The 15,198-nt window shown below is 44.3% G+C and carries 11 protein-coding genes and 1 pseudogene; 5 read left to right on the forward strand and 7 right to left on the reverse strand.

From position 1 onward, the window contains the following. Positions 1-182 precede the first annotated feature (182 nt). Positions 183-2,588 (forward strand): helix-hairpin-helix domain-containing protein, encoded by a 2,406-nt coding sequence (locus GWP40_RS03290; RefSeq protein WP_212566035.1) that lies wholly within the window; start codon positions 183-185, stop codon positions 2,586-2,588. Between the two features lie 102 nt (positions 2,589-2,690). On the opposite strand, the gene GWP40_RS03295 is transcribed toward GWP40_RS03290, so the two are convergent. Further along, positions 2,691-3,134: a lipocalin-like domain-containing protein gene (locus tag GWP40_RS03295; protein ID WP_212566036.1), complete on the reverse strand. Its 444-nt coding sequence runs from the start codon at positions 3,132-3,134 to the stop codon at positions 2,691-2,693. A gap of 313 nt (positions 3,135-3,447) precedes the next feature. On the opposite strand from GWP40_RS03295, the gene GWP40_RS03300 reads away from it, so the two are divergent. The 3 genes and pseudogenes from GWP40_RS03300 (at position 3,448) to GWP40_RS03310 (ending at position 6,804) form a co-directional block, all read left to right on the forward strand. Then, entirely contained in the window at positions 3,448-4,422 is a 975-nt protein-coding gene (locus GWP40_RS03300) for an omptin family outer membrane protease (protein ID WP_230974573.1), read from the forward strand. A gap of 11 nt (positions 4,423-4,433) precedes the next feature. Further along, complete coding sequence (rpoN, locus tag GWP40_RS03305) at positions 4,434-5,930, forward strand: RNA polymerase factor sigma-54 (protein WP_230974574.1); 1,497 nt, start codon at positions 4,434-4,436, stop codon at positions 5,928-5,930. A 3-nt stretch (positions 5,931-5,933) separates the two neighbouring features. Next, positions 5,934-6,804, forward strand: a pseudogene (locus GWP40_RS03310) (hypothetical protein). A gap of 94 nt (positions 6,805-6,898) precedes the next feature. On the opposite strand, the gene GWP40_RS03315 reads toward GWP40_RS03310, so the two are convergent. The 4 genes from GWP40_RS03315 to GWP40_RS03330 all read right to left on the reverse strand — a co-directional run bounded on the left by GWP40_RS03315 (position 6,899) and on the right by GWP40_RS03330 (position 12,521). Then, complete coding sequence (locus tag GWP40_RS03315; RefSeq protein WP_212566039.1) at positions 6,899-8,290, reverse strand: ADP-ribosylglycohydrolase family protein; 1,392 nt, start codon at positions 8,288-8,290, stop codon at positions 6,899-6,901. Between the two features lie 482 nt (positions 8,291-8,772). Next, positions 8,773-10,455, reverse strand: coding sequence for an ABC transporter substrate-binding protein (locus tag GWP40_RS03320; RefSeq protein ID WP_212566040.1), 1,683 nt, complete (start codon positions 10,453-10,455; stop codon positions 8,773-8,775). Between the two features lie 228 nt (positions 10,456-10,683). Beyond that, positions 10,684-11,613: a carbohydrate ABC transporter permease gene (locus GWP40_RS03325; RefSeq protein WP_212566041.1), complete on the reverse strand. Its 930-nt coding sequence runs from the start codon at positions 11,611-11,613 to the stop codon at positions 10,684-10,686. After that, positions 11,607-12,521, reverse strand: coding sequence for an ABC transporter permease (locus tag GWP40_RS03330; RefSeq protein ID WP_212566042.1), 915 nt, complete (start codon positions 12,519-12,521; stop codon positions 11,607-11,609). The genes GWP40_RS03325 and GWP40_RS03330 overlap by 7 nt, the downstream gene beginning before the upstream one ends. A 219-nt stretch (positions 12,522-12,740) precedes the next feature. Between GWP40_RS03330 and GWP40_RS03335 the strand changes: the two genes are divergently transcribed. Next, positions 12,741-14,162, forward strand: a complete 1,422-nt coding sequence (locus GWP40_RS03335) for an alpha-L-fucosidase (protein ID WP_212566043.1) — start codon at positions 12,741-12,743, stop codon at positions 14,160-14,162. Between the two features lie 155 nt (positions 14,163-14,317). Here GWP40_RS03335 and GWP40_RS03340 read toward each other — a convergent pair whose 3' ends face one another. Continuing rightward, the gene (locus GWP40_RS03340; RefSeq protein WP_230974577.1) at positions 14,318-14,659 is read right to left on the reverse strand and encodes a type II toxin-antitoxin system RelE/ParE family toxin; all 342 of its coding nucleotides are present in this window, start codon (positions 14,657-14,659) and stop codon (positions 14,318-14,320) included. Continuing rightward, positions 14,649-14,933 carry a type II toxin-antitoxin system Phd/YefM family antitoxin gene (locus GWP40_RS03345; protein ID WP_212566044.1) on the reverse strand — a complete coding sequence of 95 codons (285 nt, stop codon included), beginning with the start codon at positions 14,931-14,933 and terminating at the stop codon, positions 14,649-14,651. Before GWP40_RS03345 ends, GWP40_RS03340 begins: the two co-directional genes overlap by 11 nt. Positions 14,934-15,198: the final 265 nt, after the last annotated feature.

Genomic DNA, 15,198 nt, shown 5'->3' on the forward strand with positions numbered 1-15,198 from the left:
AGGCGGGCACATTTATTACGCCGTAAATGGTGAACCGGCATAATATACCTCTATTTCAATACCTTTAATTGTTTCTTTGTCGGTTTCGAGGTTTAATGATCGACTTCTCTATAATTGATTAACGGGACATTATTTCTCCTCTCCTCTTTAAAAAAAAGCTAAAATTAGGTATACTCATCCGCATGGAATTAACACAAGAGTTTATTGACGGTCTTGTTGTGAACGAGATCGACATTATGAAAAAGGTTGCGGAAGAGCTGAATATCAGGATGCAGCAGGTTTCCGCAGTTATCACATTGGTCAACGAAGGGTGTACGATTCCTTTTATTTCACGGTATCGTAAAGAAATGCACGGTTCGCTCGATGAAGTTCAAGTTCGGGATTCCGATAAATTGTTTAAATCCTACGTCAACTTGGAAACACGGCGGCTTGAGATTGTGCGGGGTGTGTTTGCGGCAGGAAAGCTGACTGAGCTGCTCTATGACAACATTATGAAGGCATCAACGCTGGCAGAGCTTGAAGATATTTGGGCGCCCTTTAAAAAGAAGAAAAAGACACGCGGTATGCTGGCTGTTGAACGCGGTTTGCAGGGCTTAGCGGATTTAATGAAGGAATTGGAGGAAGCGGAGCTTGTAAAACGGGCGCAGGACTTTGTTAAAACCGATTGCGAAGACGAAACGCTCAATGTGCCGACGGTAGAGGAGGCTCTTGCGGGAGCTTCCGATATTATCGCCGAAGAAACAGCACAGGATACTGAAAACCGGAAAGCGGTACATGATTTCTTTATGGCAACCGGTATGTTTGAAGTGAAGGGTATCGGGGATGAAGAAGCGCAGAAAACCTCTGTGTATCAGATGTACTGGGATTATTCCGAAGCGCTGAACCAGATTAAACCGCACCGGGTGCTTGCCATCAACCGCGGAGAGCGTGAAGGTTTTTTGGAAGTAAAAATCAATGTTGATGTAGACGAAGCGGTCGCACGGGTACAGAGCCGTTCGGTGCAGCACAACAAATACCACACTGAAGCGATTGCGGACGGTATTGTCCGGCTGCTCAGCCCGGCGGTATTGCGCGAAATCCGCAGCAATTTAGGCGAAGACGCCGACACCCACGGCATTACTATTTTTAGCGAAAACTTAAAACATCTTTTGATGACGCAGCCGATTAAGGGAACCCGCGTACTCGGCGTAGACCCCGGTATCAGAACCGGCACCAAATGCGCCGCCCTAGACGAAACCGGCAAGTACCTCGGCTCTTTTGTTATTTACCAGCATAAGGCAGAGGAAGCAAAAGCGGCGCTGCTCAAGGCGGTAAAAGACTATAAGGTACAGCTCATCGCAGTGGGCAACGGGACAGGCTCTCACGAGGTACAAGAAATTGTGTCCGATGTGATTAAAACGCATTGCCCTGATGTCCTGTTTACGGTAGTTGATGAGGACGGAGCCTCTGTGTATTCCGCAGGAGATGTGGCGCGCGAGGAATTTCCCGACTTGGATCTGACCATCCGCGGCGCTATCTCCATCGGGCGGCGCTTGCAGGATCCCCTTGCTGAACTCGTTAAAATCGACCCTAAGTCTATCGGTGTTGGGCTCTATCAGCATGACTTAAACCAGAAAAAACTTTCAGAAGAGCTGGATGCGGTTGTCGGTTCGGTAGTAAACAATGTCGGTGTGAATTTGAACACCGCAAGTGCCTCGCTGCTCAAATACGTGTCCGGTATTACGAGTGGATTGGCGAAAAAAATTGTCAGCCACCGCGAAAAAACCGGCATCTTTACCGACCGGGAGCAGCTTCATAATATCAGCGGTTTGGGACCAAAGACCTTTGAACAATGCGCCGGTTTTTTGAAGATACCGGAGAGCGCAAATCCGCTGGATAACTCGTGGGTACACCCCGAAAACTATCCTGCAGCGGAGGTTATCTATCAGATTGTTCGCAAAAATGAACCGGTAACCAAAGAGGTACGAATGGAGCTGCAGGAAAAGTACCGGCTCGGCGAGCAAACAGTTAGCGACATTATCGAAGAACTGAAAAAACCGAACCGCGACCCTCGTGAGGACTGCCCCAAGCCGATTATGCAGCAGGGCGTTCTCTTGTTTGAAGACCTTAAACTCGGCATGACCGTTAAGGGCAAGATCAAAAACGTTGTGGACTTCGGCGCCTTTGTTGACCTCGGTATTAAGGAAACCGCCCTGTTGCACATCTCCGAGATGAGCGACAGCTTTGTTTCCGATCCGCTTGAGGCAGTAAAAGTCGGCGATATTGTGGAATGCCGGATTATTGCACTTGATGAAGCGCGCCGCCGTATCTCACTTAGCCGGAAAAGCGAAAGCGGGGTACAGGGGAAGCTAACTGCAAAGCAAAAGGCGGAAGTAAAAAAGATCACCGTAAAAACCAAGGACGGAAAAACCGTTGCGGTTAAAACCGCCAGTGGCGCCCCTGCCGTACAGGGAGAAAAACACCTAAGCCACCGTGGTGAGCGGCAACCCGCACTCCGTTCGGAGCGGCGCGTTGCAGAAGCCCGCCCACGGAAGGACGACGACGGTACAAAGTATAATCCCTTTGCAGCATTCTTTAATAAGAAGTAAAACAAAAAAATCCCGATAAAAGAGAGTTTCTTTTATCGGGATTAGTTCATTAGAAGACACGTACCCTTTAGATATCTAATGAGTACGCGCAAACAGGTGCGCTTACTTTGCAGCTTTTTTTATGTCCGCCGCAGAGGGGCTTGAGACTTTCTGCAGTTCGAACTTTGCAGCTCCTGCAAGACTGGGAATACTAAGTTTTTTCGCTAAATCTGCAGAGATATCCAATGTCATCTTTTCGCCTTTTAATGTATATGGGAAAGATACTGCATCGGTGTCACCTTTGATAGTTATGTCTTTTTTACCGATAGTGTAAGTCCCTAGTTTTGATGCCGTCAATGTGAACATTTTCATTGCAGTGTATGCATTACCGTCGGAATGGAAGCAAAAATACATCTCACCGGGAACAGGTATACTTGCCCCCGTTGCCGTTATTTTTTCTACCTTCCACACGGTATCGGCTTTCGGCTTACTGCCGCATCCGGTTACCATCATTATTGTACCGAACAGTACAACACACAGAGCCATTGCTGAAACAATCTTTTTCATTGTTTCCTCCTTAAAAGTAATATAGTTATCGCCGATTGTACAAACTGATACGTTGTATAGCCGTTACAGTAAAGGCTATACAGCCGTAAAACGCCGGACAATTTGCACGGTAACTTTCTTCCATAATACCTCTCCCCCTTTTAAAAAGTCAAGTAACTTTTATAATTTTTCGCTCAATAGCTTTTTGATTTTATCATGCGCAGTATGTCAGGATATTGAGTAGATTAAAAATTAAGGTTATAGTTTCGTTATGCGGTCGTATCGCTTTTTATTACTACCAGTTATAATCTTTTTCTTATTCTCGCACATAGTTTTGGCACAAGATGCAAAACAGCTTGAAGATTCCGAAAAGGTAAAAAAGTTTCCGGTAAGCGGATTTATTGCTTTTTCGGTCAACACCATGATTGCCGAAGGTCACGAATATGTTTGCGATTATGATGCAATAGTAAGTGACCTAAAATGGCCGCTTACGCCTTCGGCCTCGTATACGCTCTATGGCGGGTTATATCTGCCTAAAGGCATTCACATCGAAGGAAATATTTCGTTTATGCAGCCGATGTCTACCTCCTCCATGACCGATTCGGACTTTGAAGGAATAGACGCAATACCTCCACAGACAGGTATCACAAAATTTTCAAAACACAACTGTACGATTGTTGGTGGGTTAAACTGGACAGCAAAACTCGGGTTACAGATGCAGATGCCGCAATCTGCTGCAATGCGGAAAGTCGGCATTGCAGTGACGATAGAACCAATGCTCAGTTTTTACTCCTCAACAATCAGCTGGCATTCCTACGGCGGCTATTTGCAATACGCGAAATTGAAACCGAACGGAATGTATGAACCGTGGACTGAAGCATTACCTAAAGTACCGCATACCGGACCGGCAGTATCGTATCAACAACACGTAATGATGCCTGCAATAGGCATCGGTTTTGAAACAACTTTTCCGCATAACCTGACGCTTTTATCGGACTTTCACCTTACTCCTGATATTATGGCTTTGGCAGAAGATATCCACCATGGTCGTAATGTACGATTTGTCGATATTTTGGGCGGGGGCTGGGCAATGCACGGCACTATCCGGTTAAATTGGAATTGTCTACCGTTCTTTTCAGTATTCGTTAATCTTTTTTATCAATACTGTATTACAATGGAAGGGTACAGCCTTCTTTATGACAGTATCAAAGCGCCTAAACCATATTCCTATACACAGCCCAATACTGCAGGCACTTCTTTACACGGCTGCACCTGCTCAATCGGGTGTACCTTTCGAATAGGCCGATAACGATGCAACAGATGGGGCAAACGCTTGGGCAACGGCTTGAGCAGCGGATGAGTCAAAGTCAAATCCAATCACTCGATGTATTGGCAATGCCGACTGCCGAACTCCGTGAAAGGATTACAGAAGAGCTTGCTGAAAATCCTGCCTTGGAGCTTGTCCGCGGAACACAGCAGCCCTCTGTGCCGTCAACCGGTCAGACAAAATCAATCGAACCGACAGATTCATATTACCGCAATGAGCGAACATTGTCAGCGTTTTCGACAGAAGCAAGCGATGCGTTCCAAACTTTTTTGGAAAACATTCCGGCGCCTCAGCATCAGAGTTTGCAAAGCCATCTTTTGGAACAACTGTTTGTTCTCAAGATCGAGCCGCTTACCGCTTCTTTTGCCGAACGGATTATTGAGAATTTGACAAATGACGGTTTTCATGTTGTCCCGCTCAACGAACTTTTTAAAGCGGAGCTCTCTAAAAAAGAAAATGAGAAAGAATATTCTTTTACACGGCATAAAATATCTCATGCATTATCGGTTGTTCGACGGCTTGATCCTATCGGGTGCGCAACGCAGAATTTTAAGCAATCGCTTTTGGTGCAAGCAAAGATTTTATTTCATGACAAGATAAAAATCGATCCCGTTTACGCCTATACTATCGATATATTAGCGCATCATTTTGCCTATTTGGAAAAAGCCCGCCCGTACTCCCTTGTTCGTGCCGTCAATGAGGATTCAACAATCGCTTATAAATTGACCCAAGAAAATGCAGAGGATATTCTTGCATTGATTGCTTCGTTAAATCCTTTTCCAGGAAGGGCATTGACAATGGATATAACACCGGATGAATATATTATTCCCACAGCCTTCATCGAACAGAATGATCAGGAATTTACTGTAAGAATAAATAATCTTGAAGTGCCGCTCCTTACCGTCTCACCCGAATTTCAGGACTTAATAAGCCATACCAAAGATACAGCTGCAAAGACCTACATTAAAGAGCAGATACAAAAGGCAAAGGCTTTTATTGGGAGTTTAAATCAGCGAGAAAAGACAATTATAGAGGTATTGCGTAAAATAGTGTCAGCACAAGAAGCGTTCTTTTTAACCGGAGATAGACGCCGATTGGTTCCACTTACTCAACAGCAGATAGCGAGAGAACTGGATATCCATGAATCTACGGTATCGAGGACGGTTGCCGGAAAATATGTGCAATGCCAATGGGGTACCTTTGAGATACAATACTTTTTTACTAATTCCGTAGCAGTAAAGCTGCAATCGCAGTCCAATGCTTCTTTGCAATCAGATATTTCCGCATCGCCCGGGATTTTCGCGACGAGGGAAGGGGTTAAAGATTGTATCAAAGAGCTGCTGACCGAACACGCTGCAAAAGGATCAAAGCTATCGGATCAAAAAATTTCCGACTTATTACAGGATAAATACGGTATTGCCGTCGCCCGCCGCACGGTTGCAAAATACCGAAAAGAGCTCGATATCGGCTCATCATATAATAGGACATAGCAAATGAAACTAAAAACCATCATTTTCTTTTTTTGCGCTATAGTGTTTACGTCTTTTCTTTTTGCTCAGACGGAAAACACAGTTCTTCCCGATCCCAATAATCCTGATTGCATTTATGAAAAAGCACAGCTGGGCGAATGCTTTATCCACATGGCAAAAATTACCAACCCTTCAAAGGGTTCCGCTCCGGCGGTTGAAGTGCTTTTTAATTCCGATTTTAGGTGGGAACCCTGCAGCCCCGATGACGGTTGGGGACGGGAAGGTAAAACATATCGCTACCATGAAGAAGAAGTACCCGGTACCGCTGTCTTTTTTAGCATCACTAATAAGCTAAACGACGTAACCTATTACCGCATAGAGGGTGTTCATCCGTTCGATTTACCTCTGTATGATGCTCCTGCTGAAGCGGAAACGCTTCAACGGTTTATTTTCTTTAAATTTACCGCCTACGCAGCGAAGGGAAGAAGCTTTGAAAACTATCTTAATAATTTAATGTGGGCGGTAGACACCAACACGAAGCTGCTTTACTCGTATGGAATGCCGAGTGATTATAAAAAAATAATCGGAAACAATTATATCCCACAAAACTGGCTGCCTTATGAAACACATCCGAATACCGTTGATGCAAAGCTAAAATTTTATGAGTACGATCCTATCGGCTTTATTTCTCTTGAAAAAGACTATAATTTTTTAGGGGTAAAAAACAAACGTGCATTTATATGATTGGTGGAATGAATCGGTCGGCGCAGGCTCTTCTATGAAAACGGTAAAACAAAAGCGTTTTATGCCGCGTCTTTCGGACGATGCGCTTGAAGACTGGACAGTCCGCGATGTCTCCAAGCCGGTGCGCTCACCTTACCGGCGGCCGTCTTGAGGGGAGACTCCTCTGAACCGTTGTTCTCTTTTGCACCGAAAGCAAACATAGACACGTTTAGCAGTACAAACAGACTGACACACATAGCCTTTTTTCAGACATCCTCTAATTGTTTTACAACCGATACGGTCTTGTTAATAAGTTCTTGCAAACTTACCGTTTTATTTCCCCGTAAATAGGTTATAATTTCATCATCAAAAGGATCCGTCCAGTGCTCTTCGATTCCTCGTGTGCCTAACTTTGCACCAAGCGCAGCTCCCAGCTGTGCGGCGTTACAATCGACATCTTGACCGCACATTGCAATATAGTGCATAACATCGTTAAAATTATCTTTGCCGAAATACAACGCAACCACCTCTGCCGCCGCATTCGGATACGCATGGATCCAGTTATACCGCTTATATTTTTCTTCGCATGCGGCCCATGCCTCATAAAAATCATTTTTTTTCATACACTGTGCTAATGCAAAGTGAAGCACGGAAGCATATTCCGAATCCTTAGGGATACAGGAGACTGCTTTTTCCAAACATCTCCGCATAGGCTCTTCCCCGTATGAAAGGCTGACCAAAACGGCATTAAACACCTCTCCGAGGATTCCATTCCCGTGGTGCGAAATTTCCGCATCGCGCCATGCAAGTAGTGCAGCCTTATGAGGATTTAACGGGGCTACCTGACCGCATACGGCGCCGCGCATCTGTGCGCCTATCCATTCACGGTACGGATTCCTAAACATACCGCTTTCAGGGGGATACATCCCTCTGCGTAAATTATCCAATGCAACCTGTTCGGCAGACCAGCCGCAGGGTATTAACTCCAGCCATTGGTCGGCAATATCGGCGCTTGTCGGTATCCCCTGCACTTTGCAGCACGCCTCCAGAAATGCTATCTCGTATGTTATATCATTGTTGTAAGTATTCGGGGTACGCACATAAGTACGGATTTCGCCGAATTTTTTTTGCAGCTGTGCCGTTGTATATCCCTCAAGCGCCGTTCCCAAGCCTCCGCCGCATAAACGACCGAGCCATGCCGCCTTTGTTTTATCGTACAACACAGCATTTGGTACTGTTTCTGTGGCTGCTTCGGGAAACTCGATTACTTTTTCATATTCACTAAAGTTTTGATACAGCTTACTTTTCCAATAGTCGCTTGAAGTATCGCTCGGACACATAAAAAGGATATTAAATATGCGGGCAGTAATCCTTTGCAGCGCCTTCATATCATTCCGCTTTAGTGCGGAAAGCCCCTCCGGAAACAATTCCTCCGCGGCACTTACATCGCACCCCAGCGCTTCTATGGACTGGACTGCCGCAATCACCAGGCTTTCAGGAGCATGAGAGCAGGGCGTATGGCTTGCCCAATACATACGAAGTTGATCGTCCGCCTGCTTTTCAGCAGCATTCGAAGCTGCCCATGTTTGCTCGTCTTCTGACAATACCACGGGAACAGCATTTTTTGTTAAATCGTAAATATACTCCCACGCTTTCATATCATCCTCACATCGGCTCTAACTTTATGAAAACATTTTTAGAAAACATTTTCATAACTCTATATAAAGGATATCCCCGAAATTTCCATCTGTCAAATGTTTTTATCGCCCTTCCAGTTATCGTCCAAACAGCCAAGCCATCCCTTTTTTCCGTTAGCCCCGCAGCCGAAGAATGTACGTCCTGTACTTCTCTGCCGATGTACATCCTTGTTACATCGGCAGAGAACAAGTTTTGTGCCAAAACTTGCTACTGATTTATTTCCCGCCCATCCGTGGGCGTTCTGACGACGAGTTCGCGTAGCGAACTCGATACTGCGTGGAACCACCGCCATCCATGGCGGTTTTGCGCAGCCAACGCTTTTGAAAATAGACGATGCAGATACAAGGAGCCTAGCCGAAATAAAGCGGAGGCGTACTTGTTGTACGTCGAGCATTTATTTCGGCGTAGCGACAACGCAGATGCGTCGTATATTTTCAAAAGGCTACTTGTATTGTCGATTATACGCCCCCTGCATATTCTCAAGAACTGCAGACAGTTGGAGCTTATCCAAATTCTTTAGATAGTTATCCCATTCCGTATCGCTGTTGATATCCATGGTACCGACCATGAATTTAACGGCGCTCTGGCGGATATAGTTGGCAAGCTCTTGCTTCACTGTAGAGAATTTTTCAATTTCTTCTGCAGTGTACTTTAACGGCGGCACTTCTTTATTGACATCCGCATAGGGTTTATACAGATTATGAGTTTCATCGTAGAGAACTTTCTCAAGGTTTTTCGGCGCATAGTAGTCGCCGCTGAGGTCAACAGCCTGCCCGAGCCGGAAGGATGAGATTTCAGCAATGGTTTGTCCTTGAATAAAGGTTACATTCTGCGGGTCTTTGTCGTTCCACGGTTTCAACTGCTTCCAGATTGCTTTTTGACCGTCCAAACCGACATCACCTTCTGCTGCCCATGCCCATGCATCCCCTTCATTGCCGTACTTCTGCTTAAGCGTACCTTCGGTACTGTACATATAGTCAAAGTAACGGAGAATTGCCTCGGCATGAGGTGTTTTGGCTGAAAGAACGAGCGCGCCGGTTCCCGGTACGGACAAGAAGTTTACGGCTTCGCGTACTCCTTGCGGTCCCTGTAACGGTGCAATAGCTTGGAAGTGTAAGAAACGTTCTCCGCTTAATGAAGAGAATTGACCTCTCCAGCCGCCGGCGACAAAGCCGACTACCGGTTCTGCAGAGCTTTCAACAAGCTGTGTCAGTTGACTTGAATCTTGCGTAAAGGAGCCGCTGTAAATCAAGCCTTCTTTATAGAGTTTATTGATAAATTTTAACGCTTCGCGGTATGCGGGTTTATTTACTGCGGTATCGACTTTTTTATTATCAAGCAAATAACCGGTGTTTAATTCCGCATCGGCAGAAATATTGGTATCAAGGTCGCAGTAGATAAACGAGTTGATGATAAAGCGTTCAACCTGATCATTCCAACCGATAATGGAACCGGCAAGCGGTATTTCATCTTTTTTACCGTTACCATTGGGATCGTTATCGCGGATGGCAACAAGTGTGTCATAAAACTCATCGATGGTTTCCGGCACTTTAAGTCCGAGTTTATCGAGGAAGGGCTTGTACACAAACATCTTCGCTGCATTCGTACAATGATAGCAAACTTCCAAACGAGGCAGCGAGTAAATATTACCGTCTGTCATGGTCATAAAGCCCATTGCGCCGGGGAAATCCTCTAGGGCTTTCGTTAAATTGGGCAGCGTACCGTCGGAATAGTATTTATTAAGCGGCATAAATAATTTTTCTTCCGTACCGTAGGTTGTTTCTTCTTTAAAACCGATACCCATACCTAAGAAAGCGTCAGGCAAATCGCCGCCTGCAAGGGTAAGCGGGAGTTTTTCCGACGCCGCTTGTTCAGGTACCATAATCCAGTTTACTTTAACGCCGGTTTTCTCTTCCATAAATTTGGAAAATTCGTTCGTGTTAAAATCTTCAACACAAGGCGGCTGCGCAACCATAATATTCACGGTAATAGGTTCAGTAACAATGGGGTATGTTCCTTTAGGCGTATACTTCCCTTTTTCCGCAGTTTCCGATGCCTTGCATCCGCTGATGATAACGCATGCAATAAGCGCCGTAGCGCATACAATACCGGTGATCCTTTTCATATTTCCTCCTTCAATAAACCTGTTCGGAAACTTCTGTTTCTGAACAGGTTACCTTGAAATGCGATGTTCTAAATCGTGCTATTTGTGCGATTTAGAACTCGTCGACCTATTCGAAAACGAAAGTTTCAGAATAGGTCTAATATCTAAAATCGGCTTTATAGCCTGATTTTTGCTGTTTTTAAGCGCATGGCGGCCGATTCCTATTATTCGGCTGTATCCTTGAGCCTTTTAGCCTTTTACGGAGCCGATCATCACGCCTTTTACAAAATATTTTTGTACAAAAGGATAAATAACCAAGAGCGGTAAACTGGCCACCACGATAAGCGCATACTTGACGGTTTCCGCAAGTCCTTGTACGCGGACAGCCGCGCTTACATCCGACAGCATTGTCGGGTTCGTCTTATTCACGATTAAAATATTGCGCAATACAATCTGCAGCGGGTAGAGCTTTTTATCCTGCAAGAACACTAAGGCGTCAAAATAGCTGTTCCAAAGGACTACCGCATAAAAGAGCGACAGCACCGCGATAATAGCTCCCGACAACGGAATCACCACTGTAAAGAAGAACCGCAGATCGGAACATCCGTCTATTTGCGCAGCGTCATACAGCTCATTGGTGATGGTTTCCTGCAAAAATGTGCGCGCGATGATAACGTTCCACACATTGACCGCATTGGGGAGCACAAGCGCCCAGCGGGTATTGTAAAGTCCGATCCCTTTTACGACAAAATACAGCGGTATCAGTCCGCCGGAAAAGAGCATCGTCGCCATAATAAACTTGGTTACGAATTTTCTTCCATAAAATTCTTTGCGCGAAAGCGGATATGCCAGCAGCATCGAAAGAGACACGCTGATAAAAGTTCCCAGCGCCACATAGATGACGGAGTTGAGGTATCCCAGCCCGATATCCTTGTTTGCAAACACCGCCTTGTATGCCGTCAAATCGAAATTGACCGGAAAAAACGTAACCCGATGCTCAATCACTGCCTTAGGATCGCTCAAAGAACAGGCAATAATATACAAGAGCGGATACAAAACGATGATAAAACACAGGCCCAAAAAGACATTGTTTATCCCGTTAAAGAGATTGTCAAAAGGCGTTTCTCGAATTTTCGACGATTGTTGTTTCTTCCATATAAAGTTCTGAGTTTTTACCATAATCCGCCATCCTTTTGCCGCAACTTCGCCAGATAGTTAAAAAGAAGAATAAGCGCTACATTGATAAGAGAATTGATAACGCCGATGGCGGTTGAGTAGCTGAAATCGTTATTGACCAATCCCATCTTATACACATACGTCGACATGATTTCGGCGGTTTCAAGATTGAGCGGATTTTGCATCAAAAAGGCCTTTTCAAAACCTAAGCTCATAACGAACCCCATGTTCAAAATAAACATGATAACGATCGTGTTTCTGATACAGGGTAAATCGATATACCAAATTTTCTGAAATTTATTTACGCCGTCTACACGCGCGGCTTCATACAATCCGGGGTCGACGGAGGTAAGCGCCGCAAGATAAATAATGGCATTGTAACCGGTATTCTGCCATAAGGCCGACCACACATAAATATGCCGAAAAAGTTTCGGTTCCCCCATAAAATTTAAGGGCTCAAGCCCGAATTCCGCCCGTATCACATTGAACAGTCCCAACGCAGGATCCATAAACTGCATCAAAATTGAGACCATAACCACTGTCGAAATAAAATACGGCGCATACGTTACCATTTGAACGGATTTACGCCAGAGCTTGCTTTGCGTTTCGTTCAGCGCAAGCGCCATAATAACCGCAATCGGAATTGAGGCAAAAAGCGCATACATACTCAGGATGAACGTATTCCACATAATCTGCAGCGCAGAAGGATTACTGAAAAATTTAACAAACTGCGCCAAACCTACCCACGGACTTCCCCAAATACCTTTCGAAATACGGTATTTTTTAAAGGCGAGTAGGATGCCGTACATCGGCACGTACTTAAATATGATAAAATACAGCATCGGTAAGGCGATAATCACATAAAACTGCCAATGTGCAAGCAGTTGCCGCTTTATACTCTTACTTAACATATATACAGTATTACACCACTTCTTCCGGTTTGAAAGCGTTGAAATTTTAAAATTAGGTATGCTGATATAAAAATAGGGGGCATTTTATGTAAAAAGGGTCATTTTTTGAACACCATCAAAATCGCCCTTTATTTTGCCGGTATATCAAGTACAATAGTTGCACATACACACTATTATTCGTGCGGAGGATTTAATACCCTGACGCTGTCCGGAGGATATATGAAAACAAGTTTATATACGGAACATCAATTACAGGCAATACGGAGATGGCAAAACCTGCAATTCGGTATGTTTATCCACTTAGGCCTCTACTCGCTTGCGGGAGGTTGTTGGAAGGGCGTTCCCGTCAAAAGAGGCTATTGTGAACAAATACTTTCTCACGGGGAGCTTCCGCAAGCCGACTATGAAGCTTTACTGCATGAATTTCTCATACCGGATTTCAATGCGGAAGAAATTGTCCGTCTCGCTAAGGCTGCCGGAATGCGCTACATAGTGGTTACCTCAAAGCATCATGACGGCTTTTGTCTTTTTAATACAAAGACCACATCTTATAACAGCATGAATGCGGCTTGTAAGCGGGATATCGTTGCCGAACTCAGTGCAGCTTGTAAAAAAGAAGGGCTTGCGTTCGGCGTATATTTTTCACTCATCGACTGGCACTGCCCTGATGCTCTTCCGATAAGCGCTCATAATTCCGACCGCATTCCGCCGAAACACCATGAATATAACTGTGCCCAGTTAACCGAACTGCTGACAAATTACGGTGAGATTTGTGAATTATGGCTCGATATGGGGTACCCGACTGCCGAACAATCACAAGATATGTATGCGCTTGTACATTCGCTCCAAAAACACATCATGATTAACGGACGTATATGGAACGATATGGGCGACTTTGCTACGCTCCCTGATAATGCAATGCCCGAACTGCCGGTAAATGAATACGAATTAAACATTCCATGGCAAACGCCGGCTTCTATTTATAAAGAAACTTGGGGATATAAAAGTTGGCAGGAACGCGGCAGCATTGATGAAAAAATCACCGAATTAACCGGAAGTTTACGCCGTGTCGTATCCGGCGGCGGTAACTATCTTCTCAATATCGGGCCGGATAATACCGGTGAGGTTATTCCTTTTGAAAAAGAAGTCTTAGAGGGGATCGGCCGCAGTTTACGCAAAACCCCTCTTCCGCCTGCCCGTAATTTCGGCAGGGATGAAACTCAAACGGCAGCGTGTCATGCCCCCCTTATTCAGGCAGAAAAAGACGGATCTTTCCGGTTGACCGCTTGCATAAACCTCTTCCGTTATACGGGTAGTGAATACTATACTTTGCGGCCGATTATAACGGGAAAGCGCTGGCAGTTAGCCGTTTCGTCCGAGTCCGTTCAAACGGTCTTTAGGTTAGGCTGGAAGTGTGTTTCTCCTCTAAAAGAAGATATAAAGCTTTGTTTTGAAGATAACGATACGCGGCTGTATTTTTCGCTTCGTAAGGGGAAAACATGGGGCATTATCAGCTCCTGTTACTGCTTGCCGCAAAATCTCCGTATATGCGTACTGGAGCTTTCCACCGTTGGAAGTCCCCACGTCCGCGGGGAACTCATCCCTGACAGCATGGTACTGACCTTGGAAAAAGCCGAGTAAAGCGCGTTTCTGAAACTACACGGGGCAGGAGTTCAGGCACTCCTTGATATTGTCGTTGAATCATAATAAGCAACTTTTTTGCCTTGAAAATTTATTCTGTTAAATATGGTAAAAATATAATATTTTTTCTTTATAATGTCTGGTTGACGCGGGAATTAGATTTTATTTCCATAATAACGAGACAATTTTGAAATTATTATATCTTCAAAATTTCTCCGACCATCAATAATTGTATGAACTATTACTTTATCTTCCGAAATTTCATACACAATTCTATAGTACCCTTGAATTAACTCTCTATATTGTGAAATTCCCTGCCGCTCCAATTCAGGAACCATTCTTCCACGTTTCGGATACTGCTGTAAGGACATTATATTTGTTTCAAATTCAGAAACTATGTTCTCTACATAATTAGGATTTAAAGAAAAATAATACTCTACAATTTCATTCAAATCATCTTCTGCAAATTGCGAAACAATAACTTCTTTAATTTCCAAGATTATACAGCCTTCGCAAATTTGTAAAAACTTCCGAAGCAGGTTTCGTTTTCCCGGCTTTTACATCCTTTTCAGAAAGGTGAATTATTTTCAACAAAGTAAACGCATTCTTCATTTCCTGATATGACTCAACATCAATTAAAACTGCCCGTGATTCCCCATTTTGTGTAATGATAAGCGGTTCTTTTCTGTCATTCACAAAATTCATCATATCAGCGGCATTTGTCTTTATGTATGAAATCGGTTTTATACATTCCTGAACATTTGTGATCATACAAGTCTCCAGTCTTTTTATATTACTATATTTAGACTGATTGTTCAATATCCTATACTCTTAACTTATCCTATACTCTTAACTGCAAGCCTTCCCATCAGGCACAATTAATATATTCCGCGTTTCCGCTTTTACCATTTCGGAATAATAATTTTTGTAGGGGAGATATATCGTATCGATGAGTTCATAACGGGAAGAACGGAGATTCCAAATCTCCCCGTAACTTGATAAATAGCATCTATAAGGAAAGGTCAGCGCTGCAAAA

Origin of the sequence: Treponema vincentii (genome assembly GCF_018336815.1) — a bacterium.
Classification (GTDB): domain Bacteria; phylum Spirochaetota; class Spirochaetia; order Treponematales; family Treponemataceae; genus Treponema.

Bases quoted from the DNA above. Each gene is read 5' to 3' on its own strand.
- GWP40_RS03330 (WP_212566042.1), bottom strand. From the start codon at position 12,521: ATGTTAAGTAAGAGTATAAAGCGGCAACTGCTTGCACATTGGCAGTTT.
- GWP40_RS03295 (WP_212566036.1), bottom strand. From the start codon at position 3,134: ATGAAAAAGATTGTTTCAGCAATGGCTCTGTGTGTTGTACTGTTCGGT.
- GWP40_RS03320 (WP_212566040.1), bottom strand. From the start codon at position 10,455: ATGAAAAGGATCACCGGTATTGTATGCGCTACGGCGCTTATTGCATGC.
- rpoN (WP_230974574.1), top strand. From the start codon at position 4,434: ATGGGGCAAACGCTTGGGCAACGGCTTGAGCAGCGGATGAGTCAAAGT.
- GWP40_RS03325 (WP_212566041.1), bottom strand. From the start codon at position 11,613: ATGGTAAAAACTCAGAACTTTATATGGAAGAAACAACAATCGTCGAAA.
- GWP40_RS03335 (WP_212566043.1), top strand. From the start codon at position 12,741: ATGAAAACAAGTTTATATACGGAACATCAATTACAGGCAATACGGAGA.
- GWP40_RS03315 (WP_212566039.1), bottom strand. From the start codon at position 8,290: ATGAAAGCGTGGGAGTATATTTACGATTTAACAAAAAATGCTGTTCCC.
- GWP40_RS03290 (WP_212566035.1), top strand. From the start codon at position 183: ATGGAATTAACACAAGAGTTTATTGACGGTCTTGTTGTGAACGAGATC.
- GWP40_RS03345 (WP_212566044.1), bottom strand. From the start codon at position 14,933: ATGATCACAAATGTTCAGGAATGTATAAAACCGATTTCATACATAAAG.